The following is a 22959-nucleotide window of genomic DNA, read 5'->3' on the forward strand; positions in this document are numbered from 1 at the left end:
TGCACGTCCACGCGCTGCTTCCCTACGATGGAGGGTGCGCGCGACCCGTACCACGGGTCGGACAGGGTTCGGACACGGCGCGGTCCCGGGACAGAGCCTGGGTGCGTCCCAACAGCTAGTGAGGTCGACCGGATGGTTCTCAACCGCCTGCTGCGTGCGGGCGAGGGCAAGATGATCAAGCGGCTGCGCAACATCGCCGATCACATCAACACCCTCGAAGACGAGGTGAAGGACCTCACCGACGACGAGCTGCGCGCCAAGACCGCCGAGTTCCGGGAGCGGCACGACGGCGGTGACGGCGAATCGCTCGACGACCTGCTGCCCGAGGCGTTCGCGGTCGCCCGCGAAGCCGCCCTGCGGGTGCTCGGCCAGCGCCCCTACGACGTCCAGCTGATGGGTGGCGCCGCCCTGCACCTCGGCCAGGTAGCCGAGATGAAGACCGGTGAGGGCAAGACCCTCACCTCGGTCCTGCCGGTGTACCTCAACGCCATCTCGGGCAAGGGCGTCCACGTCGTCACCACGAACGACTACCTCGCCAAGCGCGACTCGGAGTGGATGGGCCGCGTCCACCGCTTCCTCGGCCTCGAGGTCGGCGCGATCCTGTCGGAGATGCCGCCCGCGGAGCGCCGCAAGGCCTACCACGCCGACATCACCTACGGCACGAACAACGAGTTCGGCTTCGACTACCTGCGCGACAACATGGCGTGGACCCTCGAGGACTGCGTCCAGCGCGGCCACAACTACGCCATCGTCGACGAGGTCGACTCGATCCTGATCGACGAGGCCCGCACGCCGCTGATCATCTCCGGCCCGGCCGAGCAGTCGGCCCGCTGGTACGTCGAGTTCGCCCGCATGGCGCCGCTGATGAAGCGCGACACCCACTACGAGGTCGACGAGCGCAAGCGCACCGTCGGTGTCACCGAGAAGGGCGTCGCCTTCATCGAGGACCAGCTGGGCATCGACAACCTGTACGAGTCGGCGAACACCCCGCTCGTCGGTTACCTCAACAACGCGCTCAAGGCCAAGGAGCTCTACAAGCGCGACAAGGACTACATCGTCCGCAACGGCGAGGTCCTCATCGTCGACGAGTTCACCGGGCGCATCCTGGCCGGCCGCCGCTACAACGAGGGCATGCACCAGGCGATCGAGGCCAAGGAAGGCGTCGAGATCAAGGCCGAGAACCAGACGCTGGCCACGATCACGCTGCAGAACTACTTCCGCCTCTACGACCGCCTCGCCGGCATGACCGGTACTGCCGAGACCGAGGCCGCGGAGTTCCACCAGACCTACAAGCTGGGTGTGGTGCCGATCCCGACCAACCGGCCGATGGTCCGCAAGGACCAGCCGGACCTGATCTACAAGACCGAGTCCGCCAAGTTCGAGGCGGTAGCCGAGGACATCGCCGAGCGGCACGCCAAGGGCCAGCCGGTGCTGGTCGGCACCACCAGCGTCGAGAAGTCCGAGTACCTGTCGAAGCTGCTGGTCAAGCTGAACGTCCCGCACGAGGTGCTGAACGCGAAGTACCACGACCGGGAGGCGCTGATCATCGCGCGCGCCGGTCGCAAGGGCGCGGTCACCGTCGCCACCAACATGGCCGGCCGCGGTACCGACATCGTGCTGGGCGGCAACCCGGACATCATCGCCGACGAGCGGCTGCGTGAGCGCGGCCTGGACCCGGTCGAGAACTCCGCCGAGTACGAGGCCCTGTGGCCGAAGGTGCTGGAGGAGGTCAAGTCCGAGGCCAAGGCGGAGGCCGAGGAGGTCCGCGAGGCCGGCGGCCTGTACGTGCTGGGCACCGAGCGGCACGAGTCCCGCCGCATCGACAACCAGCTGCGTGGTCGCTCCGGCCGTCAGGGTGACCCCGGTGAGTCGCGGTTCTACCTGTCGCTCGGCGACGAGTTGATGCGCCGGTTCAACGCGGTGATGGTCGAGCGGGTCATGACGACCATGCGGCTGCCCGACGACATGCCGATCGAGCACAAGATGGTGTCGCGGGCCATCAAGAGCGCTCAGACGCAGGTCGAGCAGCAGAACATGGAGATCCGCAAGAACGTCCTCAAGTACGACGAGGTCATGAACCAGCAGCGGAAGGTCATCTACGCCGAGCGCCGCCGCGTGCTCGAGGGCGAGGACCTGTCCGAGCAGATGCAGCACATGCTGCTGGACGTGCTCACCGCGTACGTGGACGGCGCCACCGCCGAGGGCTACGCGGAGGACTGGGACCACGAGAAGCTGTGGACCGCGCTCAAGCAGCTCTACCCGGTGTCGGTGACCTGGGAAGAGCTGATGGAGGAGCACGAGGACCTCAGTGCCGACGTGCTCCGGGACGCTCTGGTCGAGGACGCGAAGGCGGCGTACGCCAAGCGCGAGGCCGACATCGACGCGCGCATCGGCGAGGGCGCCATGCGGCAGCTGGAGCGGCAGGTGCTGCTGTCGGTGCTGGACCGCAAGTGGCGCGAGCACCTCTACGAGATGGACTACCTCAAGGAGGGCATCGGCCTGCGGGCCATGGCGCAGCGCGACCCGCTGATCGAGTACCAGCGCGAGGGCTTCGACATGTTCAACGCGATGCTGGACTCGTTGAAGGAGGAGGCCGTCGGTTTCCTGTTCAACCTGCAGGTCGAGGCGGCGCAGCCGCAGGAGGCGGCAGCCGCGCCCGCGGCCCCCGTCGGCGCGCCCGCCGGTGGCCGTCACGCGCAGCCGGTCCCCGCGCAGCAGGCGGAGCCGGCGCGCCCGGCGGTGCCGAGCGCGCTGCGCGGCAAGGGGCTCGGCAACGAGAACCCGCAGCAGGGCCTGACGTTCTCGGGGCCGGCCGAACAGGGCGGCGTGCAGTCCCGCGGAACGACCACCACGTCCGACGGCGACGGCTCCGCGAGCGGCACCCGGCGCGAGCGTCGCGCGGCGGCCCGCACCCAGGCGAAGAAGACCAAGAAGCGTCGCTGAGCTGGGTCTTTCGCGCGGGGGCCGGCACCGGTTGGTGCCGGCCCCCGTCGCTTTGCGCCCCCGTTGCGGCTGCCGGCAGCTGAACCGCGGAGACGGGCGGGAGGCGTAGACCTGACCGGGGGCTGCTTGTGGACCGGCGCTGGTGGCACGCGGATCGGGCGTTGGGCGCGGTCGCGCGTGGTGGTGGCGCGGCACCGTGAGGCAGTCCAGTTGTCGCGCCACGGGGGCGCTGATCTGGCCGGGTGCTGCCTGTGGACCGGCGCTGGTGGCACGCGGCCCGGGCGCGGGGCGCGGTCGCGCCCGGTGGTGGCGCAGCCCCGTGAGGCAGCCCAGTTGCCGCGCCACGGAGGTGCTGATCTGGCCGGGTGCTGCCTGTGGACCGGCGCTGGTGGCACGCGGACCGGGCGTGGGGCGCGATCGCGCCTGGTGGTGGCGCAGCCCCGTGAGACAGCCCAGTTGCCGCGCCACGGAGGCGCGCCAACCGGATGCCTTCGGCTCTGGCGATCTCGCGGCTTCGGTAGGGCCTTCGCCGTCGAAGAACCGCCGGAAGCCTTCGGCGCTCTCGGGCGAGCCGCGGCGTGGGAGCGTTCGCCCAGGTGGTCCCGGCGGAGCCCCAAGTTGGGCAGGGCGGAGCCCCAAGGCGGGCAGGGCGAAGCCGCCCCACTCGTCCGGGCGGGGCGGCTCACGGCCGATTCAGCGGCGCGGCTGGGGCTGCACCAGGGCGAAGAAGCTGCACCTCCACCCTGTCTCGGAATGCTCGAACTTCGCCATCACCGCGGACGCCCGCTGGTCGGCGTGGGCGGTGCCGCAGACTTCGATCACGCCGGGCCCGCTGTCGCTCGCACGGACGGACTTCACCGTGTACCGCGGGCCCTGCGACGGGGGCGCGGCCCGCAGGTGGTGGTACATCCGCGGGGTGAGCACCGGCCGCAGCTGGGACGGCGATCGCCGTCCGGAGCGGGCCTCCAGGATCGCCGTGAGCACCGCTCGTGCGTGCCGCAGCTCCAGCGGCCGCCCCGCGCGGCCGCGCATCCGGGCCAGCCGCGATCCGCCCTGTTCCGGCACGAACACGGGCGGTGCCGCACCCCGGTTCGGTTCGTACGGGTGGAGCGGCCGCAGCCGTGTCCTCGTCACAGTGTCCCCCTCGGTCGAGTCGTACCGCTCCCTAGAGCGCCCCTCCCGGGCATTCCGGACACGTGTGCCCCGATGGAGTGACCTGGGCGGATACCCTCGAACCATGCTGCGGGGCCTGGTATTGGACTACGCCGGTGTGCTCACCGATCCGGAAGCCGCCGACCTGCTCGACGCCGTCGACACCCTGCGGCACCGCGGCATCCGCACCGCGCTGCTGTCCAATGCGGACGGCAGCCGCGGCGGCCTCGCCCGCCACTTCGACGCGCTCGTCTTCTCCGGCGAGGTCGGCATCGCCAAACCGGACCCCCGCGTCTTCCGCCTCACCGCCGAGCGCCTCGGCCTGCCGGCCACCGGTTGCGTCATGGTCGACGACTCCCGGGCCAACATCGACGGCGCCACCGCCGCCGGCATGGTCGGCGTCCACCACACCTCGGTGCCGGACACCCTCGCCGAGCTCAGCGCCCTGTTCCCCGCCTGACCAGCTCGAAGCACAGCACCGCCGCGGCCGCGGACACGTTCAGCGACTCGACCTCGCCCGGCATCGGGATCGACAGCCAACCCGTCACCCGGGACGCGACCTCCTCGCTCACCCCCGCCGTCTCCCCGCCGAGCACGAACGCCGCCCGCTCCGGCAGCGCCGCTTCGAACAGCGACGGACCACCCTGTGCACCAAGTGCATACAACCCGTATCCAGCCTCGGCCAGCATGGATGCCGCCTCGGCCGCCGTCGCGCACCGCAGGACCGGCGCGCGGAACGCCACGCCCGCCGACGCCTTCACGACCAGCGGATCCAGCGCCGCCACCCCTCGCCGGGGCACGACGATGCCGCCCAGACCGGCCGCCGTCGCGGTGCGCAGGATCATCCCGACGTTCGCCGGTGTGGTGATGCCGTCGAGCAGCAGCACCCGGGCCGGCGCGTCGGCCAGTGCCGCGCTCAGCGGCCGCATCCGGGGCGCGACCACGTCCGCCAGCACACCCTGGTCCTGCTTGCCGTTGCCGGCCAGCACCTTCACCCGGTGCGCGCTCGCCCGCTGCACCGGCACGCCCGCCGCCCGCGCCGCCCGCTGGATCTCCGCCGCGGCCGGCCCGCGGGCGGTGTCGGCGAGGATGACCTTGTCCACCCGCAGCTCCGGGTCGTCGAGAGCTTCCAGGACCGGTTTGCGCCCGTAGACGGTCAGGAACCGGTCCTTGGGGGAGACGGTGGGTTCGCGCACCCGGGAAAGCCTAGTAACGCGGAGCGTTTCCGGTGAGGGTGGTGGCGGGCCGGCGGGTGGGGAAGTGCACCAGCTTGTGTCAGGATCGCGTCATGCCCGACCGCCTTTCCGCCCTCGACGCGTCGTTCCTCTACCTGGAGGACTCGGCGACGCCGATGCACGTGGGCGGCCTCGCGGTCTTCGATCGCCCGCGCGACGGGTTCGACTACGAGCAGGTGCTGTGCCTGATCGGCCAGCGGCTGGCCTTCCTGCCCCGCTACCGCCAGCGCGTCCTCAACGTCCCCGGTCACCTGGCCCGCCCGGTGTGGGTGGACGACGTCGACTTCGACCTGAACTACCACGTGCGCCGCTCCGCGCTGCCCGCGCCGGGCACCGACGACCAGCTCCACGACCTGGTCGCCCGTCTCATGGCGCGCACGATGGACCACGAGCGCCCGCTGTGGGAGGCCTACTTCGTCGAGGGCCTCGCGGGCGACCGGATCGCGCTGATCACCAAGACGCACCAGTCCGTCGTGGACGGCGCCGGCACCGTCGAACTGGGCCAGCTCATCCTCGACACGATGCCGCAGCCGTGCGAGCCGTACGAGGACACCTGGGTGCCCCGGCGCCCGCCCAGCGCCACCCAGCTGGTGCTCGACGCGGTCGGCGAGACGGTCCGCCGTCCGGGTGAGGTGGTCGAGAACGCCCGCGACGTGATGATCGACCTGTCCGCGACCGTCGACAAGGTCACCGACGCGGTCGGCGGGGTCGCCTCCGCGCTCGGCCGGGTGTTCCGGCCGGCGCCGTCGGGCCCGCTCAACCGGCACGTCTCCGGGGGCCGCGTGTTCGCCGTGGTGCGCACCCGGCTGGAGGACTACCGCAAGGTCCGCGCCGACCACGACGTGACGATCAACGACATCGTCCTGGCCGCGATCACCGGCGCGCTGCGGGACTGGCTGCTCTCCCGCGGCGAGGGTGTCTCCGAAGCCTCCACCGTGCGCGCGCTGGTGCCGCTGGCCGTGCTCGAACCGGACACCGTCGAGTTCTCCCCGGCCGGGCTGGTGAACAACGAGGTCGAGCCGTACCTGGTGGACCTGCCGGTCGGCGAGCCCAACCCGGTGCTGCGGTTGCAGCACATCAGCCACACCCTGCGCGCGCACGCCGACTCCGGCCGCTCGGTCGCCGCCCGCGCCATGCTGAAGGTCGGCGGTTTCGCCCCGGCCACGATGCACGCGCTGGCCGCCCGCGCGGCCGGCTCGTTCTCCGGGCGGATCTTCAACCTGCTGGTCATCAACTCGCCGGGCCCGCAGGTGCCGCTGTACGCCGGGCAGGCGAGGATGGCCGAGATGTACCCGGTGATCCCGCTGGCGCGCAACCAGGCGCTGGCCATCGGGGTCACGTCGTACCACGGCGGTGTCTACTTCGGACTCAACGGCGACCGCAAGGCGCTGTCCGATGTGGACGTCCTGGCCGGGATGATCGAGGATTCACTGGAAGAGCTGAAGGGTGCGAGCTGGTGAGGGTCTACCTTCCGGGCACGATCGGAATGCTGCGCAGGCTGGTGGCGGACGGCAGGCTGCAGCCGCCCGGCGGGACGGGGTTCGCCCTCACCCCGGCGCTGCGGGAGTCCTACGTGAGCGGGGACACCGAGGAGCTGGAGTACGCGGCGCTGCTCGACGCGGCCCGCGCGTCCCTGCGGCTCATCGGTGCCGCCGAAGACGACGCGAAGGAGCTGCCGCGGCGGGTGGTCATCTCGGTCGACGTCGACAACGCCACGCCGCGCCCCGACCTGGACGCGCCGGTGGTCAAGCTCTCCGGGCCGATCGGCTACGCCGACGTCGCGGCCGTGCACGTGGACGCCGAGGAGGCGGAGGAGGCCGTGCGCGCGGCCGCCAGGGTGATCGACGCGGCCGACCTCGGCGACCCGGACGCGGAGTTCGTCCTCGGCGAGGCCGAGGACCACGAACTGGCCTGGTACGCGCCTCAGGAGCTGCCGTTCCTCCTCGACCTGCTCTAGCGTTGGGGGCAGGCCACGAGCCCCGTCGCTGGAGGTAGGCATGGACGCCGTCACCAACGTGCCCGTCCCGGTCAACGAGCCCGTCAAGGGGTACGCGCCGGGCAGTCCCGAACGCGAGTCGCTGCGACGCCGCATCGCCGAGCTGGAGGGCGACAAGCACGAGCTGGTCCAGACGATCGGCGGCCGGAAACGGCTCGCCGGCGGTGCGGCGTTCGACGTGGTCCAGCCGCACGACCACGGTCACGTGCTGGGCACCTGCGCGCAGGCCACGCCCGAGGACGTGGCCGACGCGGTGGCCGCCGCGAAGGAGGCCTCGCCGGCGTGGCGGGAAATGCCGTTCGACGAGCGGGCCGCGGTGTTCCTGCGCGCCGCGGACCTGATGGCCGGCCGCCACCGCGACACGCTCAACGCCGCCACGATCCTCGGCCAGTCGAAATCGGTGCAGCAGGCCGAGATCGACGCCGCCTGCGAGCTGATCGACTTCCTGCGGTTCAACGTGCACTACGCGCGCCGGATCCTCGCCGAGCAGCCGAACTCGGTGCCCGGCACGTGGAACCGGATGGACTACCGGCCGCTGGACGGGTTCGTCGTGGCGATCACCCCGTTCAACTTCACCGCCATCGCCGGGAACCTGCCGAGTGCGCCGGCGCTGATGGGCAACACGGTCGTCTGGAAGCCGACGCCGACCCAGCAGCTGGCCGCGCACTACACGATGGAGGTGTTCGAGGAGGCCGGCCTGCCGCCGGGCGTGATCAACCTGGTCACCGGGGACGGGCAGGCGGTCAGCGAGGTCGCGCTGGCCGACCCGGGGTTCGGCGGCCTGCACTTCACCGGGTCGACGGCGACGTTCAAGTTCCTGTGGCGCCGGACCGCGGAGAACCTCGACCGGTACGCGAGCTACCCCCGGATCGTCGGCGAAACCGGCGGCAAGGACTTCGTCGTCGCGCACGCCTCGGCCGACCGGGAGAAGCTGCTGGCCGGGCTCGTGCGCGGCGCGTTCGAGTACCAGGGGCAGAAGTGCTCGGCCGCCTCCCGCGCCTACCTGCCGCGGTCGTTGTGGGAGAGCGGGCTGCGCGACGAGCTGGCCGACCTGACGCGCACGGTGAAGTACGGCGACGTCACGGACCTGTCGGTGTTCGGCGGGGCGGTGATCGACGCGCGGGCGTTCGCCAAGCACAAGAAGCTGCTGGACGGCGTCGAGGCCGACAACGATCTCGACGTGCTGGTCGGCGGCCACTGCGACGACTCGGTCGGGTACTTCGTCGAGCCGACCGTGCTGGTCTCCGGCGACCCCGCGCACACCGCGTTCGCCACTGAGTACTTCGGGCCGATCCTGGCCGTGCACGTCTACGACGACGCGGCCTACGGCGACATCCTCGAGCTGGTCGACCGCACCTCGCCGTACGCGTTGACCGGCGCGGTGTTCGCCGACGACCGGGCCGCGGTGCAGCAGGCGCACCAGGCGCTGCGGTTCGCGGCGGGCAACTTCTACGTCAACGACAAGCCGACGGGCTCGATCGTGAGCCAGCAGCCCTTCGGCGGGTCCCGCGGCTCGGGGACCAACGACAAGGCGGGGTCGATGTTCAACCTGCTGCGCTGGGCCAGCCCGCGGTCGATCAAGGAGACCTTCGACGCGCCGACCGCCATCGGCTACCCGCACATGGGGTGACGCGGTCCCGGCGGAACCGGGACCGCGCGCCCGGCGGGTCAGCCGCCGATCTTGAGCTCGCCCACCTGGTCTGCGGGCGGGGCTTCGACGGTGACCGGGGCACCCCAGTCGGTGTACTTCATCTTGATGGTGGCCTGCTGGGCCTCCGCCGGGGCGCCGACGGCCTTCATCATCGGCCCGAGGTCCTCGGTGATCTGCACCGGCAGCTGGTCGCTGTTGAGCCACAGCTCCATCGGGAACGTCACGTTCATCGACTTGAGCCGGTCGAGCATCTCCGCGGGCATGCCCGTGCCCGCCATCTCGTCGGCGACCTTGGCGACGTCGATGTTCAGCCAGTAGTGGCTGACCTGCTGCCCGTCGAGCGTGGTCTGCTCGCCGCGGGTGATCGTGCCGGCCTTCTGGATCTGGTTCAGCGACTCGGTCGGGTTGTTCGACTCGGCCTGCTCCATGCTCACCCCGAGCTGCTTGGCCGCCTCGCTGCCTTCGGGCAGCGTCGCCCACGGCTTGCCGCCGGTGGCGGCCTGCGCCTCGGCGGGCAGCTTGAGGTAGAGGACCTTGCCGACGATCCGCATCTCCTGGGTCTGCCCGGCCGCGTTCATCGTCATCGACATCGCGGTGTCCGAACCGGCGAACCGGCCCTCACCGGATGCGGTCATCTCCTGGCCGCCCATCGACATGTTCATCGTGAACTTCGCCGACTGGGCCTGGCCGGTCTTGGCGGAGGCCGCGCGGACCAGTTCCTGCGTGTTGCCGAACAGTGACGGCCCGGCGTTCCCGCCGTCGCCACCGGACTGCCCGCCGCACGCGGACAGCCCGAACACCAGCGCCAGGACCCCGGAGACCAGAGCGGTCTTCTTCATTCGAAAGTTTCCCCTTGATCGGTTCACCCTCATCGGGTGACTAACACGCATATGTCCGAAAGGCCCTCCCGCGTTACTCCCGGCGGGCGGGCGAGCCACCCGGTTCGCCGGCGCGCTAGACCTCGAGCCCGGCGCGGGAGGCCAGGAGCCGGCGCAGCGACGGCAACCGTCGCCGGTCCTCGACTTCGTCGAGCATGCAGTCGGGGTCCTCCGGCGGTCCGAGGTGCCCGCAGCCGGGCGGGCACTCCTCGGCGGCCTCGGCGAACTCGTCGAACGAGGCGACGATGTCGTCGGCCGTGACGTGGGCCAGCCCGAACGAGCGCACCCCCGGCGTGTCGATCACCCAGCCGCCGTCCGGCAGGGGCAGCGCGACGGCCGCGACCGACGTGTGCCGCCCCTTGCCGATCGCGCTGACCTCGCCGGTGGCCAGCTCGGCGTCCGGCACCAGGCGGTTCACCAGTGTCGACTTGCCGACCCCCGAATGCCCGACGAGCGCGGACACCCGGCCGCGCACGGTGTCGGCCAGCGGCAACGAGTCCTCGTCGTGGCGGGTCACCACCGACGGCACGTCCAGCTCGGCGTAGCGGGACAGCAGCTCGTCCGGGCTCGCCAGGTCGGCCTTGGTCAGGCACAGGACCGGCTGCAGGCCGCCGGCGTAGCAGGCCACCAGGCAGCGGTCGATGAACCCGGGCCGCGGCGGGGGATCGGCCAGCGCGGTGACGATGAGCAGCTGTTCGGCGTTGGCGACGACCACCCGTTCGAACGGGTCGGTGTCGTCCGCCGTGCGGCGCAGCAGGCTGCTGCGCTCCTCGACCCGCACGATGCGGGCGAGCGTGCCCGGTTCACCGCTCGTGTCGCCGACCAGGCCCACCTGGTCGCCCACCACGACCGGGGTGCGACCCAGCTCGCGGGCCCGCATCGCGGTGACCAGCCGGCCCGGGTCGCTCTCCACGGCGCAGGTCCAGCGGCCGCGGTCGACCACGATCACCATCGCCGGGGTGGCGTCGGCGTGGGTCGGGCGTCGTTTGCTGCGCGGGCGGGAGCCCTTACCCGGGCGCACGCGGACATCACTTTCGTCCAGATCGCGCCAGTCCTTGCGAGCCAAGCTCCACGCCCTCCTTCCGAGCACAGATGATCCCCCATCCCGCTCGCCAGTGGTGCGCCGCCCGTGTCACGATGGGTCCTCAGCAGCCGGTTCGAAGGAGTTGGGTGACATGTGCGGCCGCTACGCCGCGAAGAAGAACCCGGCCGACCTGGCCCAGGAATTCGACGCGGTGGACGAGACCGACGGCAAGGCCCGCGAGGCCGACTACAACGTCGCCCCGACGAAGAACGTGGTCACCGTCGTGCAGCGGCATCCGCGGGACGACGAGGGGCAGGTGCTGGAGGACGAGCCGACGGTGCGCAGCCTGCGGGTGATGCGCTGGGGGCTCGTGCCGTTCTGGGCCAAGGACGTCGCCGTCGGCAACCGGATGATCAACACCCGTGCCGAGACCGCCGCGGAGAAACCGGCCTTCAAGAAGTCGCTGGCGCGCCGGCGCTGCCTGGTGCCCGCCGACGGCTGGTACGAGTGGCGGCGCACGGGCAAGCATAAGGAACCGTTCTTCATGACCCGCCCGGACGGCCGTTCGCTGTCCCTCGCCGGGATCTGGGACACCTGGCGCGACCCGAAGGACACGGAAGGTACTGCCGCGCCCGTCGTCACCTTCTCGATCATCACGACGAACGCGGCCGGCCGGCTCACCGAGGTGCACGACCGGATGCCGCTGGTCATCGACGAGCGCAACTGGGCGGACTGGCTCGACCCGGACCGCACCGAGGTCGAGGAGCTGCTCGCCCCGCCGATGGAGCTGATGGACACCATCGAGCTGCGGCCGGTGTCCGATCGCGTCAACAACGTCCGCAACAACGGGCCGGACCTGATCGAGCGCGTCGAGCAGGCCACCGACCTCGACGGCACCGAAGCGCTGTTCGACCTGCCGAAGTCATGACCCGGATCGAGATCCCGACGCCGCACGGCCCGGCCAGGGCCGAGCTGCACTGCGCCCCCGACGGCGAGGCCGTGCTGATGCTCGGGCACGGCGCGGGCGGCGGGATCGAGGCGAAGGACCTGGTCGCGGCCACCCGCGCGGGCCAGGCCGCCGGGGTGCACGTCGCGCTGGTCGAGCAGCCCTACCGGGTGGCCGGCCGTCGCGCGCCGGCCCCGGCCAAGCAGCTGGACGCGGCCTGGCTCGCGGTCGCCGAGGAGCTGTGCGACCGGTTCGACAACCTGCCGCAGGTGTTCGGCGGCCGCTCGTCGGGGGCGCGGGTGGCGTGCCGGACGGCCGCCGCGGGGCAGGCCGTGGCGGTGCTGTGCCTGGCGTTCCCCGAGCACCCGCCGGGCCGGCCGGAGAAGAGCCGGCAGGCCGAGCTGGACGCGGTGGAGGTACCGACGCTGGTGGTCCAGGGCGAAACCGACGCGTTCGGCTGCCCGAAGCCGGGGCCGCACCACGAGGTGGTCGTCGTGCGCGGCACGCACTCCCTGGACGCCGACCTGGAGTCGGTGTACCGCACGGTCCACGAGTGGCTCGCCAAGGTGCTGCGGCCGCTGATCTGAGCCTTCGGGCGGCCCGATCGGTGGGACTCAGGGCACCTTGGGCGCCGGGCCGCTGCCTAGTCGCGGATGGGCGCGACCGTGGCTTCCGTGGGTGGCTCGGCAAGGGTGCTGGGGCCGCTGACCTGAGCCTTCGGGTGGGTGGGCCGGGCGTCGCGATCGGTGGGACCACGGCGCCGTAGCCCTCGCACGCGGGCCGCGTCCTACGCGCGGATCGGCGCGACCGTGGCTCCCGTGAGGCGGATCAGGTCGGCGGGCGCCAGTTCCACCTCGAGGCCGCGACGCCCGGCCGAGCAGTAGATCGTCTCGAACTTCTCCGCCGTCGCGTCGATCACCACCGGCAGCCGCGACCGCTGGCCGAGCGGCGAGATCCCGCCGAGGACGTACCCGGTCGCCCGCTGCGCGGCGGCGGCCTCGGCCATCTTCGCCCGCTTGCCGCCCGCGGCCGCGGCGAGCGCCTTGAGGTCGAGCTGCCCGGTGACCGGAACCACGCCGACCGTCAGCTTCCCGTCCACGTCGGCCACGAGCGTCTTGAACACCCGGTCCGGTTCGATGCCCAACGCCTCGGCCGCTTCCAGACCGTAGGACTCGTGCTTCGGGTCGTGGTCGTAGGCGTGCAGAATGTGTGCGACTTTCTGCTTGGCGAGCAGCGCGGTCGCCAGCGTTCCCTTCCCGGCCATGGGCAGCACAGTAGCGGGGAAACGCAACTCCTTTTCCCGCGCCGGGGAATGTGTCCGCATTCTGCGGTGTTGTTGGGGACGTGCCGTCAAAGCTTGTTGCTGAACGCCGAGCCCGCGTGCGGAGCGTCACCCGGCCCGGGCAGGCCGGTGTCCCCGGCCCCGCCGGGCCCACCCGCGTATCCTCGAAGGGGTCGTATGCGTACCCGAGCACGGGTGCCGACCGCTTCGACGCGGATGGGAAAGGGAACGGTTTGCCGAGCACGCAGAACTCCGCGGTGCCCGAGTCCGGCTCCGAGCAGGAGCCGGCCGAAGAGCGCGCCGAGCGCTTCGAGCGCGACGCGATGCCGCTGCTGGACCAGCTGTACTCGGCCGCGCTGCGGATGACGAGGAACCCGGCCGACGCCGAGGACCTCGTCCAGGAGACCTACCTCAAGGCCTACGGGGCGTTCGCCTCCTTCAAGGAGGGCACGAACCTCAAGGCCTGGATGTACCGGATCCTCACCAACACCTACATCAACGGTTACCGCAAGCGTCAGCGCCAGCCGGTGCAGCAGCCCACCGAGGAGATCACCGACTGGCAGATCGCCCAGGCGGAGAGCCACACCTCGAGCGGGCTGCGCTCGGCCGAGGTCGAGGCCATGGACCGGCTGCCGGACAGCGACGTCAAGGACGCGCTGCAGCAGCTGCCGGAGGAGTTCCGCCTCGCCGTGTACCTCGCCGACGTCGAGGGCTTCGCCTACAAGGAAATCGCCGAGATCATGGACACGCCGATCGGGACCGTGATGTCCCGCCTGCACCGTGGCCGCGCCCAGCTGCGCAACCTGCTCGCCGACGTCGCGCGCGAGCGCGGCTTCATCCGGGGCGCCAAGCAGGAGGTAGTGCGATGACCACGGGTCGTGAGCCGCACAAGGACGATGTCCGTTGTTCCGAGGCGCTCGCCGAGATCTTCCTGTTGCTGGACCGCGAGTGCAGCCCGGAGCGCGACGCGCAGCTGCGCAAGCACATCGAGGACTGCCCGCCGTGCCTGGAGGAGTACGGCATCGACGAGCAGCTCAAGCAGCTGTTGCACCGCAAGTGCGGTGGCGACACGGCCCCGGACGAGTTCAAGCAGAAGCTGCGGGCCTCGATCTACAAGACGGTCGAGCGGCGTGGTGACGTGACTCTCGAACACGCCGAAGTCCGCCTGGAGCAGAACGCGGAGTAGCCCCGTGACGACGAAGGCCCCGGTGCTCGCGCACCGGGGCCTTTTTCGCGCCCGAACTCAGCAGTTGGGCTTCTTGCCGTGGTTGGCGCCGTTCTTCCGGCGGTCGCGGCGCTTGCGGGCTCGCTTCGACATGCCTGCTCCTTCCCGTGTCGCGATCTGCCCCCAGTGTCTCAGGCCCGGCCCGGCGGGTGCTGACAAGGTCCCGCTCTGGTTCACTGGGGCTGCCTGGAGAAGGAGTACGAGCGTGACGACACTTTCCGACCTGCTGGCCGAGAACACCGGCCTGTCCGGCGAAGCCGCGGACCACCTGCAGGCCGTGGTGGCCGAGTGGCAGTTGCTCGCCGACCTGTCCTTCGCCGACTTCCTGCTCTGGGTGCCGGTCTCGCCCGAGCACAACGAACAGGGCGGCGACTTCGTGTGCGTCGCGCAGGCCCGCCCGACCACGGCGCCCACCGCGCACCCGGAGGACGTCGTCGGCACGCGGTTCACCGTGGCGGAGCACCCGCAGCTCGCCAGGGCGATCCGGGAGGTGCGGATCTGCCGCGAGGAGGACCCGCACTGGTACCGGGACCTGCCGATGCGCCGCGAGGCGATCCCGGTGACGTTCGGGTCGAACGTGGTCGCCGTGCTGTCGCGGGAGACGAACCTGGCCGCGCCGCGGGTGCCGAGTCCGCTGGAAGTCGCGTACCTCGGCAGCGCCGGTGACCTGTGCCAGATGATCGTCGACGGCACGTTCCCGCACGTGGACAACCAGACGGATGTGCACACGAGCCCCCGGGTGGGGGACGGGCTGATCCGCCTCGACGCGGCGGGCAACGTGGTCTTCGCGAGCCCCAACGGGCTGTCGGCGTACCACCGGATGGGGCACGAATCGGACCTGGTCGGCACCCGGTTGGCGCCGCTGACGCGGTCGTTGATCCGGGACCCGTTCGACGCGACCGAGGTCGCGCACCGGATCCTGGACGCTCTCGACGGGAAGCCGGGTAGCCGCACCGAGGCGGAGTCGCGTCGCGGGGCGGTGGTGTTGTTCCGGGCGTTGCCGCTGCGGCCGCACGGTCAGCCGGCGGGGGCGCTGGTGTTGTGCCGGGACGTGACCGAGGTCAAGCGGCGGGACCGGGCGTTGCTGTCGAAGGACGCGACGATCCGCGAGATCCACCACCGGGTCAAGAACAACCTGCAGACGGTGGCGGCGTTGTTGCGGCTGCAGTCGCGGCGGACGTCGAACGCGGAGGCGCGGCAGGCGCTGACGGAGTCCGTGCGGCGCGTCGCGTCGATCGCTATGGTGCACGAGGCGCTGTCGGTGTCGGTCGACGAGCGGGTCGACCTGGACAAGCTGCTCGACAACGTGCTGCCGATGGTGGGCGAGGTGGCGACGGCGGAGTCGCGGGTGAGCATCAGCCGGGCCGGTTCGTTCGGGGTCGTGGTCGCCGAGATCGCGACGCCGCTGGTGATGGTGCTGGCGGAGCTGGTGCAGAACGCGGTGGAGCACGCCTTCCCGGACGGGCGGCCGGGCAAGGTGGAGATCGTGGTGAGTCGCTCGGCGCGCTGGCTGGACGTCGTGATCCGCGACAACGGGCGGGGGTTGCCGTCCGGGTTCTCGCTCGAGCGCGCTGATGGGCTCGGGCTGCAGATCGTGCGGACCCTGGTCGAGTCCGAGCTGCGGGGTTCCCTCTCGCTGCGCAAAGTCAGCGACGGCGGGCCGCGGGGGACAGAGGCCGCGCTGCGGCTGCCGCTCGGCCGGAGGCCGTGAGTCGGGCTGGAGGTCTTGAGCCGGGCTGGAGGGCTTGAGTTCGGCGGGAGGCCTTCCGTCCCGCTGGAGGCACACCCGTACGAGCGGACCACCGGGAACGCGCGCGAACGGACCGCGAGTGGCCAAGTTGCGGACCTGCGACTGGGCGCCGCGGCGGGCGTGCGAGATGCCCATCGACAGGTGCGCGAGGTGCCGATCGGTGGCTGCGCGAGATGCCCGTAGGTGGGTGCGCGACGTTGTCCGTTGACAGCCGCGTGAGTGGACCAACCACGCTGCCGTGGGTGCGAGTGGACAAGTGGTGCCGGTGTGAGAGGGCCCCTCGTGTTGCCAGCCTGCGAGGGGACAGGTGACGCCCGTGCGAATGGGAGTGTCGCGGCTGCGTGAATGAGCCAGCGACGGCTGCGCGAGTGGCCTGGCTGTGGCTGCGCGAGTGGCCCGGCTGTGGCCGAGCAAGAGGGCCGGTCACAGCCGCACGGTTGACGCACCGGTGGCCACCTGAGCGACGCCTTACTCGCGCCCCAGAGAAGGGACGAGCCGCGCCCGCCCCAGAAGGACGAGCCGTGCCGCCGCCCACAAGACGCGCCCCCGCAACCAACCGCACTCAGCCGCGGGCCCAAACGCCCACCACATGCGTCAACACCGGCCCAGAACGTTCGAAAGCCCGGTACCCGAGGAAGCCGGGTACCGGGCCGCCGAACGTTAAGTGGGGGCGTGTGAGCCCCTGCGTCAGGTCCCGCGTACTCTCGTAAGAGACGCGTTAAGCGACGCCGCAGCGCGTGGGAGGGTCAGGCGGTGCGCATGCCGATGTGAGCACGACGGCGCTTGAGGGCGCGGCGCTCGTCTTCGCTCATCCCGCCCCAGACACCGGCGTCCTGGCCGCTGGCCAGAGCCCAGGCCAGGCACTCGGACGCCACAGTGCAGCGGTGGCATACGGCTTTCGCCTCGGCGATCTGCAGCACGGCGGGACCGCTGTTCCCGACAGGGAAGAACAGCTCGGGGTCCTCGTCGCGGCAGGCAGCGTCGTGGCGCCAGTCCATTTCTGTGAGCTCCTTCTCGGGGCGCAGACGTGCTGCGCCACAGGTCGTCATGGCGGATCGTTTTTTGGGGTGCTTGTGAATGCTTTCACGAAGCACCGCTTTCGACAAGTGTTTTCGCGACATCGGTGAGTCAGCTCACCTGGTCAGGCGACCCCGCTGACCTGCGGTTTCTCTCCGAAACGGCCTCCGTGTGGGAAGGACGATGCGGTGAATGGACCGTGAGCGTCGACGAACGGCAAGTTGCAGTTCGCCGAGCCGATCACGCCAGCACGGTCAGCACGTCGGGCACGCTCGTGAAGTCCACGCGCGTCCGACGGCCGATCAGGTCGCCGTCGACCTGGAAGTTTACCGGCTCCTCGGCCGACACGCTCAGTTTCGCCAGGTCGTCGTGCCGGACGAGCGCCCGTCCGCGGTGCCGGGCCTCCGCCCGCAACGCCTGGCGGACGTGCCGGAAGACGAGCGGCAGCGTCAACTTGCGCAGCGCGAACAACCCCAGACCGCGATCGAACGAGCATTCCGTGTTGAGGTGAACGGGCCGTTCACCGAGGTAGCTCCACGGGTCGGTGTTCGACACGAACGCCATCCGCACCTGCGCCGGCTCCTCACCGGGCACCTGCACGGTGAGCGGCAGGCGACCGGACCGCGGCCGGAAGTAACAGGCGACCGCCGCCCGCATGTACAGCAGCGCGTTGGTCTGCTTGCCGCGCCGGTCGGCCACCGTGGCGACCACGTCGGCGTCCCAGCCCAGCCCGGCGTTGAATGTGAACCAGTGCCCGTCGGCCAGTCCGAGCCCGACCCGGCGGCTCCGGCCCGCCTCGATGGCCGACAGCAGCTGGTGCGTGGCCTCTACCGGATCCCGCGCGATGCCCAGGGCACGGGCGAACACGTTGGCCGACCCGCCGGGCACGACACCGAGGGCGGGCAGCGACCCGCCGGGACCATCCGTGAGCAGGCCGTTCACGACCTCGTTCACAGTGCCGTCGCCGCCGTGGGCGACGACCAGGTCCACCCCGTCGCGGGCCGCGTCACGGGCCACCGCGAGCGCGTGCCCGCGGTAGTCGGTCTCCACGACCTCCAGCTTCACCTGGCTCGCCAGTGCGTGCGCGAGCACGTCCCGCCCGCCGGCCGTGGTGGAGGTGGCCTGCGGGTTCACGACCAGAATCGCGCGCATGCTCGCAGGGTAGGCCACCTGGTGGCCTCCCCGGGGCGAGCGCGAACCTCGTCACTGCGAAAAGCCTGCCGGTTGACCTCCCGTCGGTCGGCACGGTCCGTTCGTCGTGACAAGTGCACCCCGGACGTCCGCCGGCTCATCGACGACACCCAGATCTTGACGCGGACGGCCGCGGTTCGAAAACGGCCGACCGGGTGGCTTACCATCGAGGGTGTTCACACACGGTCACCCGTGCCGCATATCCGCTGGTGGAAGGCCCTTCGCGATGGCGCTCGCCGACAAGATTTCACCCGCTCCGCGCGAGGTCAGGGCGGCCGGCGCGCTGACCGTCCTGCCGGGCATCGGCCTGCTGGTCTTCGGTGCCCTGCTGTTCGCCTCGCCCGGCGAAAGCCTGCCGCTGACCAGCGTGCTCGCCGAGGGCGCGTTCTACGTGCTCTTCGCGCTCGCGGTGCTCGGCTGCGCCGTCGGGCTGATGTTCGGGCACACCTGGGCCCGCTCGCCCGGCGTCGTCATGGCCCTCATCACCGCGGGCGTCGGCTGGTACATGGCCGGCCCGTCCGGGCGCCCGGCCTTCGGGGTGCCGATCGTGATCCTCGGGGTGGCGATCCTCGTGCTGCTGTTCCGCCGTCCCGCCCGGGCCTGGGCGCTGGGGCAGCACGAGGACGAAACCGAGGAGGAGGCGGCCGAACGCGGCGGGCTCGCCGGACGGCGCCGCGCCCGCGGCGAGGACGACTAGCGCCCACACCCGGCGCCGCGACGGGAGGCGATGGCGGCGGAGGCCGCCTACGCAGGCCGTGGGGAACCGGGGCCGCCGGGCGGTCGCGTGCGGGCTGGCTGTGGAGCGGGGACGGTCGGGCCGTCGCTGGCCGTGGGGTACGGGGGCGAACCGGGCTGCGGTGCGCCGACGCAGGCGTGGAACAGGGACGCCCAGGCCGCGGCGCGCCGACGCAGGCGTGGGAGCAGGGACACCCGAGCCGTCGTGCACCGAAGCTGGCTGTGGGGACGGGACGACCGGGCCGGCGTGCGCCGACGCAGGCGTGGGAACAGCGACGACCGGGCCGCCGTCCGCCGCCCGGGTGACTCAACCCAGCCGGGCGAGCTTTTCCAGCGCGGTGTCGGTGAGCCGGTAGACGGTCCACTCGTCCATCGGGGTCGCGCCGAGCGACTTGTAGAACCCGGTCGCCGGGTTCCAGTCCAGCACCGACCACTCCAGCCGGGCGAAGCCGCGGTCCACGCACTCCTTCGCCAGCGTCGCCAGCAGGGCCTTGCCCAGGCCGGACCCGCGCAGCTCGGAGCGCACGAACAGGTCCTCCAGGTAGATGCCGTGCACGCCGCGCCAGGTGGAGAAGTTCAGGAACCACAGGGCGAAGCCGACGATCTCGCCGTCCTGCTCCGCGACGTGCCCGAACACCGCCGGGTCGTCGCCGAACAGGGCGGTGCGCAGGCGGTCCGCGGTCAGGTGGCAGTCCTGCGGGGCCTTCTCGTAGGCGGCCAGGTCGTGCACCAGCTGCGCGACAGCGTCCACATCGGACTCGCGGATTCGGCGGATGCGGCTGTCAGGCATGGGGACTCCCGGGCGGGTCGAGCGGGTGAGCTGGCCCCGATCCTGCCAGAGTCAGGGCGTCCCCCAGACCCGTTCCGCGACCGCGACTGTCAGGTCGAGCTTGCGCCGCTGGTCGTCCCAGGTCAGCGGATTGCCCTGCACCTCGGAGGCGAACCCGCACTGCGGGCTCACCGCCAGGTCGTCCAGGGGCACGAACCGCGCGGCCTCGTCGACCCGGCGGGCGAGCTCGTCCGGGTCCTCCAGTTCGCCGGACTTCGTCGTGATCAGCCCCAGCACGACACCCACGCCGCCCGGGACGTGCCGCAGCGGCTCGAACGTGCCGGCGCGCTCGGTGTCGTACTCCAGCAGCCAGTGGTCGACCGGGATGCCCCCGAACACCTCTGCCGCGATGTCGTCGTAGAAGCCCTCGTTGAACCACTGGCCCCGGTAGTTGCCGCGGCAGATGTGCATGCCGACCCGTACCCCGCGCTCCCGCAGCAGCCGGACCACGGCCGCGTCCGCGTCGATGCACCGCCGCAGCAGTGCCCGCGCGTCGATGTTCTCCGACTCCAGCAGTGCGAGGATGCGCGGGTTGGCGAAGGCGATGAAGCACGGCGCGTCGATCTGGACGTGCCGGACGCCGTCGTCGGCCAGCGCCGCCGCCTCCTGCCGGAGAACGGCCCCGAGGTCCTCGACGATGTCGCCCCTGCCGGGGTAGTGCGGCCCGCTGACCTGCGCGTCCCAGTTGGCGATCACGAAGTTGGTGACCTCGGGCAGGCTGATCTTGAACGGGCCGGGCGCGTGCGCGGTGAGGAACGCGGCCTCGCGGTCGGTGAACCGCTCGCGGTAGGCCAGCCTGCCCCCGACGAGCCGGAGGATGCTGCTGTCCTCCGCGCTCGCCTCGCCCGACTGCCACTCCAGCGACGGCGCCTGCTCGGCGAAGCCGTCGACGTGCTCGGTGAGCCTGCTCATGAAGTCGGTGCGCAGGTACTCGCCGTCGGTGTAGGTCCCGATCCCGCTCTCCTGCTGGACCGACAGCGCCACCAGGATCGATTCCTGCTCGATCCGGTGCAGCTCGTCGTCGCGGAGCCAGCCCGCGGCGCGGTCGGCCCGCGCCTTGAGCAGCTGCGGCGGCCGCAGGAGGCTGCCGACGTGGGTGGCCCGTGGGAACGTGCTCATGTGGGTCGTCCTTCCCCGCTCAGCGGATGCGGTGATCACGCTAAGCAGGACGGATGACGTCCGGCTGTCCTCGTCGGCCCCGGCGTCCCGATGCTCCGGCCGCACGGGTGCGGGAGCGGTACGGTCCGATCAGGACGGCGGGATGTTCAGGTTCTCGATCTTGGGCTCGCCCCGCTCGTCCCCGAGGACGGTGACCCCGGCCGGGTCCAGTCCGAAGTGGACGCCCGCGGTGGCGGGCAGCCCGATCCAGCGCGCGATCAGCACCCGGCTGAAGTGGCCGTGCCCCACCAGGATCACCTCGGTGTCGGCCAGCGCCTCGCGGACCCGGGCCAGCAGTGCGTCCGCCCGCGCGGTCACCTGCTCGGCGGTCTCGCCGCCGGGCATGGGGTGCGTCCAGACGGTCCAGTCCGGCACGGTCTTGCGGATCTCCGGCGTGGTGACGCCCTCGTAGTCGCCGTAGTCCCACTCGGCGAGGTCCTCGGTCTGCTCGTCGATCCGCAGGCCGGCCAGCTCGGCCGTGCGCACCGCGCGTTGCCGCGGGCTGGTCAGGACCAGGGCCGGCCCCTTGCGGAGCGTCTGCAGGGTCAGGCCGGCGGCGCGCGCCTGGTTCTCCCCGGCCCGGGTGAGCGGGATGTCGGTGCGGCCGGTGTGCCTGCCGTTCACCGACCACTCGGTCTGCCCGTGGCGGAAGAGGAAGAGCTCGTGGTCCACGGTTGCGAATATAGCCATCGATCTGCTGTGCTACCGGTCGGTAACATAGGAGGTGCCGGTGGTTTCCACCTATTCGCTGTGGCAGCGGCTGAGTGCGCTGCCCGGCGGCAGACGACTGTTCTCGACCGCGATCTGCCTGCGTGTGCCCTATTTCGGGTCGGTGCTGCCGGCCGTGCGGGAGCTGCGCCCGGGGTACTGCGCGGTGACCGCGCCGAAGTGGTGGGGTGTTCACAACCACATCGGCACGTTTCACGCGATCGCGGCGTGCAACCTCGCGGAGATCGCGATGGGCATGCTCGCCGAGTCGACCCTCCCGGCCACCCACCGCTGGCTGCCGAAGGGCATGGAGGTGCGCTACCTGGCCAAGGCGGAGACCGGGCTGCGGGCCGTCGCCGAGCTGCCGGAGATCCCCGAGTTCGGCGACGAGGGGGTGGAGCTGCCGGTGCCGGTCGTCATCACCGACACCGCCGGCACGCCCGTCGTCACCGCGACGATCACCATCTGGGTGACGCGCAAGCGTCAGTAGTCGCGGAGGCGGACCGTCGTCGTCTGCTCGTAGGAACCCGGCGCGGCGGGCAGGCCCAGGCGCCGGTCGACGAGCTGTCCCAGCGGACCGCAGTGCTCGGTAGCGGGTACGGCGAGCTCGTGGTCGTACGTGGCGAACTTCAGCGTCAGCGGGTCTGTCGAGACGACCTCGGTGGGGCCGTCGGCCCGCAGGACCGAGTGGATGACGCCGGTCGCGCAGTCCCGCGGCAGGTAGCGCGCGTCGAACTCGGCGACCAGGTCGATCACGCCCTTGCGCTCGTCGTTGGACTGGAAGTCGGAGTGGCCGCCGTAGCCGAAGCGGATCGTCGCACCGGGGAGGCCGGGCACGGCGACGGGCTCGGATCTCAGTGCCCCGAACACCTGGGCGTACTCGCCGTTCCGCCGCCCTTCGGCGAACGTCAGCCGCATCGGGCCGAGCCGGAGGTCGCGCACGGTGCCGAACGACAGGGTCGCCGACGAGTCGAGGACCTCGCACCGCCACTGTGCGTGGTCGGCACCGGGCGGCAGCGCCGGGCAGTCGGCGAACGTCGAGTCGGCGGCCCGCGCGGTGGCGGCTCCGGTGGTCAGGGCGAGGGCGGTGACCGCGGCGGCGACGAGGATCTTCTTCATGATCGAAAGCTTGGCCGACCAGCGCGTTCGCGGGTATCGGGGAAGATCCGGACCGGACCCTGAATTGGTCCACCAGGGTGAACTTAACACCGTTTACAACTAATCCGAATATCGTTCGCG

Annotated in this window: 24 protein-coding genes; 12 read left to right on the forward strand and 12 right to left on the reverse strand. The window is 71.4% G+C overall.

The features are described 5' to 3' along the window. Positions 1 to 132: 132 nt before the first annotated feature. Positions 133 to 2943 (forward strand): preprotein translocase subunit SecA, encoded by a 2811-nt coding sequence (secA, locus tag FB470_RS16515; RefSeq protein ID WP_306992562.1) that lies wholly within the window; start codon positions 133 to 135, stop codon positions 2941 to 2943. 693 nt (positions 2944 to 3636) lie between these two features. On the opposite strand, the gene FB470_RS16520 is transcribed toward secA, so the two are convergent. Beyond that, positions 3637 to 4077, reverse strand: coding sequence for an Rv3235 family protein (locus FB470_RS16520; protein WP_306992564.1), 441 nt, complete (start codon positions 4075 to 4077; stop codon positions 3637 to 3639). Between the two features lie 103 nt (positions 4078 to 4180). Here FB470_RS16520 and FB470_RS16525 point away from each other — a divergent pair, with 103 nt between their 5' ends. Further along, on the forward strand, positions 4181 to 4555 hold the full coding sequence (locus FB470_RS16525; protein ID WP_306992566.1) for an HAD-IA family hydrolase: 375 nt from the start codon (positions 4181 to 4183) through the stop codon (positions 4553 to 4555). Here the strand turns inward: FB470_RS16525 and FB470_RS16530 are convergent. Next, the gene (locus FB470_RS16530) at positions 4533 to 5291 is read right to left on the reverse strand and encodes a TrmH family RNA methyltransferase (RefSeq protein WP_306992567.1); all 759 of its coding nucleotides are present in this window, start codon (positions 5289 to 5291) and stop codon (positions 4533 to 4535) included. The genes FB470_RS16525 and FB470_RS16530 overlap by 23 nt on opposite strands. A 92-nt stretch (positions 5292 to 5383) precedes the next feature. Between FB470_RS16530 and FB470_RS16535 the strand changes: the two genes are divergently transcribed. Genes FB470_RS16535 through pruA form a run of 3 tightly spaced genes read left to right on the forward strand, consistent with a single transcriptional unit; the run spans position 5384 to position 8956 of the window. Next, entirely contained in the window at positions 5384 to 6790 is a 1407-nt protein-coding gene (locus FB470_RS16535; RefSeq protein ID WP_306992569.1) for a WS/DGAT/MGAT family O-acyltransferase, read from the forward strand. Continuing rightward, a complete protein-coding gene (locus FB470_RS16540; protein ID WP_306992571.1) occupies positions 6787 to 7287 on the forward strand; it encodes a DUF6912 family protein in 501 nt (166 codons plus the stop codon). Before FB470_RS16535 ends, FB470_RS16540 begins: the two co-directional genes overlap by 4 nt. Positions 7288 to 7327: 40 nt before the next feature. Next, positions 7328 to 8956, forward strand: a complete 1629-nt coding sequence (gene pruA / locus FB470_RS16545; protein ID WP_306992573.1) for an L-glutamate gamma-semialdehyde dehydrogenase — start codon at positions 7328 to 7330, stop codon at positions 8954 to 8956. A 38-nt stretch (positions 8957 to 8994) separates the two neighbouring features. Here the strand turns inward: pruA and FB470_RS16550 are convergent, their stop codons facing one another. Together FB470_RS16550 and rsgA are read right to left on the reverse strand one after the other, a co-directional pair. After that, positions 8995 to 9816, reverse strand: coding sequence for a LolA-like protein (locus FB470_RS16550; protein WP_306992574.1), 822 nt, complete (start codon positions 9814 to 9816; stop codon positions 8995 to 8997). A gap of 115 nt (positions 9817 to 9931) precedes the next feature. Next, complete coding sequence (gene rsgA, locus FB470_RS16555) at positions 9932 to 10921, reverse strand: ribosome small subunit-dependent GTPase A (protein ID WP_306992576.1); 990 nt, start codon at positions 10919 to 10921, stop codon at positions 9932 to 9934. Positions 10922 to 11030: 109 nt separating this feature from the next. Here rsgA and FB470_RS16560 point away from each other — a divergent pair, with 109 nt between their 5' ends. Both FB470_RS16560 and FB470_RS16565 read left to right on the forward strand, forming a co-directional pair. Then, positions 11031 to 11807, forward strand: coding sequence for an SOS response-associated peptidase (locus tag FB470_RS16560; protein ID WP_306992578.1), 777 nt, complete (start codon positions 11031 to 11033; stop codon positions 11805 to 11807). Continuing rightward, complete coding sequence (locus tag FB470_RS16565; protein ID WP_306992580.1) at positions 11804 to 12412, forward strand: alpha/beta hydrolase family protein; 609 nt, start codon at positions 11804 to 11806, stop codon at positions 12410 to 12412. Before FB470_RS16560 ends, FB470_RS16565 begins: the two co-directional genes overlap by 4 nt. A gap of 200 nt (positions 12413 to 12612) precedes the next feature. Here FB470_RS16565 and ybaK read toward each other — a convergent pair whose 3' ends face one another. Beyond that, on the reverse strand, positions 12613 to 13089 hold the full coding sequence (gene ybaK / locus FB470_RS16570; RefSeq protein WP_306992582.1) for a Cys-tRNA(Pro) deacylase: 477 nt from the start codon (positions 13087 to 13089) through the stop codon (positions 12613 to 12615). A gap of 251 nt (positions 13090 to 13340) precedes the next feature. Here ybaK and FB470_RS16575 point away from each other — a divergent pair, with 251 nt between their 5' ends. Then, positions 13341 to 13976: a sigma-70 family RNA polymerase sigma factor gene (locus tag FB470_RS16575; protein ID WP_306992583.1), complete on the forward strand. Its 636-nt coding sequence runs from the start codon at positions 13341 to 13343 to the stop codon at positions 13974 to 13976. After that, complete coding sequence (rsrA, locus tag FB470_RS16580; protein WP_306992585.1) at positions 13973 to 14293, forward strand: mycothiol system anti-sigma-R factor; 321 nt, start codon at positions 13973 to 13975, stop codon at positions 14291 to 14293. Before FB470_RS16575 ends, rsrA begins: the two co-directional genes overlap by 4 nt. A gap of 57 nt (positions 14294 to 14350) precedes the next feature. Here rsrA and FB470_RS35755 read toward each other — a convergent pair whose 3' ends face one another. Beyond that, positions 14351 to 14425 carry a 50S ribosomal protein bL37 gene (locus FB470_RS35755; RefSeq protein ID WP_370876672.1) on the reverse strand — a complete coding sequence of 25 codons (75 nt, stop codon included), beginning with the start codon at positions 14423 to 14425 and terminating at the stop codon, positions 14351 to 14353. A gap of 112 nt (positions 14426 to 14537) precedes the next feature. On the opposite strand from FB470_RS35755, the gene FB470_RS16585 reads away from it, so the two are divergent. Beyond that, positions 14538 to 16043: a sensor histidine kinase gene (locus tag FB470_RS16585; RefSeq protein WP_306992586.1), complete on the forward strand. Its 1506-nt coding sequence runs from the start codon at positions 14538 to 14540 to the stop codon at positions 16041 to 16043. 785 nt (positions 16044 to 16828) lie between these two features. On the opposite strand, the gene FB470_RS16590 is transcribed toward FB470_RS16585, so the two are convergent. Further along, positions 16829 to 17080, reverse strand: coding sequence for a WhiB family transcriptional regulator (locus tag FB470_RS16590; RefSeq protein WP_094008969.1), 252 nt, complete (start codon positions 17078 to 17080; stop codon positions 16829 to 16831). A 259-nt stretch (positions 17081 to 17339) separates the two neighbouring features. Then, a complete protein-coding gene (locus FB470_RS16595) occupies positions 17340 to 18251 on the reverse strand; it encodes a diacylglycerol/lipid kinase family protein (RefSeq protein ID WP_306992588.1) in 912 nt (303 codons plus the stop codon). A 265-nt stretch (positions 18252 to 18516) separates the two neighbouring features. Between FB470_RS16595 and FB470_RS16600 the strand changes: the two genes are divergently transcribed. Then, positions 18517 to 18987, forward strand: a complete 471-nt coding sequence (locus tag FB470_RS16600) for a hypothetical protein (RefSeq protein ID WP_306992590.1) — start codon at positions 18517 to 18519, stop codon at positions 18985 to 18987. Positions 18988 to 19332: 345 nt separating this feature from the next. On the opposite strand, the gene FB470_RS16605 is transcribed toward FB470_RS16600, so the two are convergent. The 3 genes from FB470_RS16605 to FB470_RS16615 all read right to left on the reverse strand — a co-directional run bounded on the left by FB470_RS16605 (position 19333) and on the right by FB470_RS16615 (position 21684). Beyond that, the gene (locus FB470_RS16605; protein WP_370876476.1) at positions 19333 to 19815 is read right to left on the reverse strand and encodes a GNAT family N-acetyltransferase; all 483 of its coding nucleotides are present in this window, start codon (positions 19813 to 19815) and stop codon (positions 19333 to 19335) included. Positions 19816 to 19866: 51 nt separating this feature from the next. Further along, positions 19867 to 20973: a cobalamin-independent methionine synthase II family protein gene (locus FB470_RS16610; RefSeq protein WP_306992592.1), complete on the reverse strand. Its 1107-nt coding sequence runs from the start codon at positions 20971 to 20973 to the stop codon at positions 19867 to 19869. Between the two features lie 129 nt (positions 20974 to 21102). Further along, entirely contained in the window at positions 21103 to 21684 is a 582-nt protein-coding gene (locus FB470_RS16615) for an acid phosphatase (protein ID WP_306992594.1), read from the reverse strand. A 58-nt stretch (positions 21685 to 21742) separates the two neighbouring features. Here FB470_RS16615 and FB470_RS16620 point away from each other — a divergent pair, with 58 nt between their 5' ends. Beyond that, entirely contained in the window at positions 21743 to 22210 is a 468-nt protein-coding gene (locus tag FB470_RS16620) for a hotdog fold domain-containing protein (RefSeq protein ID WP_306992595.1), read from the forward strand. Here FB470_RS16620 and FB470_RS16625 read toward each other — a convergent pair. Further along, a complete protein-coding gene (locus tag FB470_RS16625; protein WP_306992597.1) occupies positions 22204 to 22839 on the reverse strand; it encodes a hypothetical protein in 636 nt (211 codons plus the stop codon). The two genes, FB470_RS16620 and FB470_RS16625, sit on opposite strands and share 7 nt — an antisense overlap. Positions 22840 to 22959 lie beyond the last annotated feature (120 nt).

Origin of the sequence: Amycolatopsis thermophila, assembly GCF_030814215.1 — a bacterium.
Taxonomy (GTDB): domain Bacteria; phylum Actinomycetota; class Actinomycetes; order Mycobacteriales; family Pseudonocardiaceae; genus Amycolatopsis_E; species Amycolatopsis_E thermophila.

Bases quoted from the DNA above. Each gene is read 5' to 3' on its own strand.
- secA (WP_306992562.1), top strand. From the start codon at position 133: ATGGTTCTCAACCGCCTGCTGCGTGCGGGCGAGGGCAAGATGATCAAG.
- FB470_RS16525 (WP_306992566.1), top strand. From the start codon at position 4,181: ATGCTGCGGGGCCTGGTATTGGACTACGCCGGTGTGCTCACCGATCCG.
- FB470_RS16535 (WP_306992569.1), top strand. From the start codon at position 5,384: ATGCCCGACCGCCTTTCCGCCCTCGACGCGTCGTTCCTCTACCTGGAG.
- pruA (WP_306992573.1), top strand. From the start codon at position 7,328: ATGGACGCCGTCACCAACGTGCCCGTCCCGGTCAACGAGCCCGTCAAG.
- FB470_RS16550 (WP_306992574.1), bottom strand. From the start codon at position 9,816: ATGAAGAAGACCGCTCTGGTCTCCGGGGTCCTGGCGCTGGTGTTCGGG.
- FB470_RS16560 (WP_306992578.1), top strand. From the start codon at position 11,031: ATGTGCGGCCGCTACGCCGCGAAGAAGAACCCGGCCGACCTGGCCCAG.
- FB470_RS16565 (WP_306992580.1), top strand. From the start codon at position 11,804: ATGACCCGGATCGAGATCCCGACGCCGCACGGCCCGGCCAGGGCCGAG.
- ybaK (WP_306992582.1), bottom strand. From the start codon at position 13,089: ATGGCCGGGAAGGGAACGCTGGCGACCGCGCTGCTCGCCAAGCAGAAA.
- rsrA (WP_306992585.1), top strand. From the start codon at position 13,973: ATGACCACGGGTCGTGAGCCGCACAAGGACGATGTCCGTTGTTCCGAG.
- FB470_RS16590 (WP_094008969.1), bottom strand. From the start codon at position 17,080: ATGGACTGGCGCCACGACGCTGCCTGCCGCGACGAGGACCCCGAGCTG.
- FB470_RS16595 (WP_306992588.1), bottom strand. From the start codon at position 18,251: ATGCGCGCGATTCTGGTCGTGAACCCGCAGGCCACCTCCACCACGGCC.
- FB470_RS16600 (WP_306992590.1), top strand. From the start codon at position 18,517: ATGGCGCTCGCCGACAAGATTTCACCCGCTCCGCGCGAGGTCAGGGCG.
- FB470_RS16605 (WP_370876476.1), bottom strand. From the start codon at position 19,815: ATGCCTGACAGCCGCATCCGCCGAATCCGCGAGTCCGATGTGGACGCT.
- FB470_RS16610 (WP_306992592.1), bottom strand. From the start codon at position 20,973: ATGAGCACGTTCCCACGGGCCACCCACGTCGGCAGCCTCCTGCGGCCG.
- FB470_RS16625 (WP_306992597.1), bottom strand. From the start codon at position 22,839: ATGAAGAAGATCCTCGTCGCCGCCGCGGTCACCGCCCTCGCCCTGACC.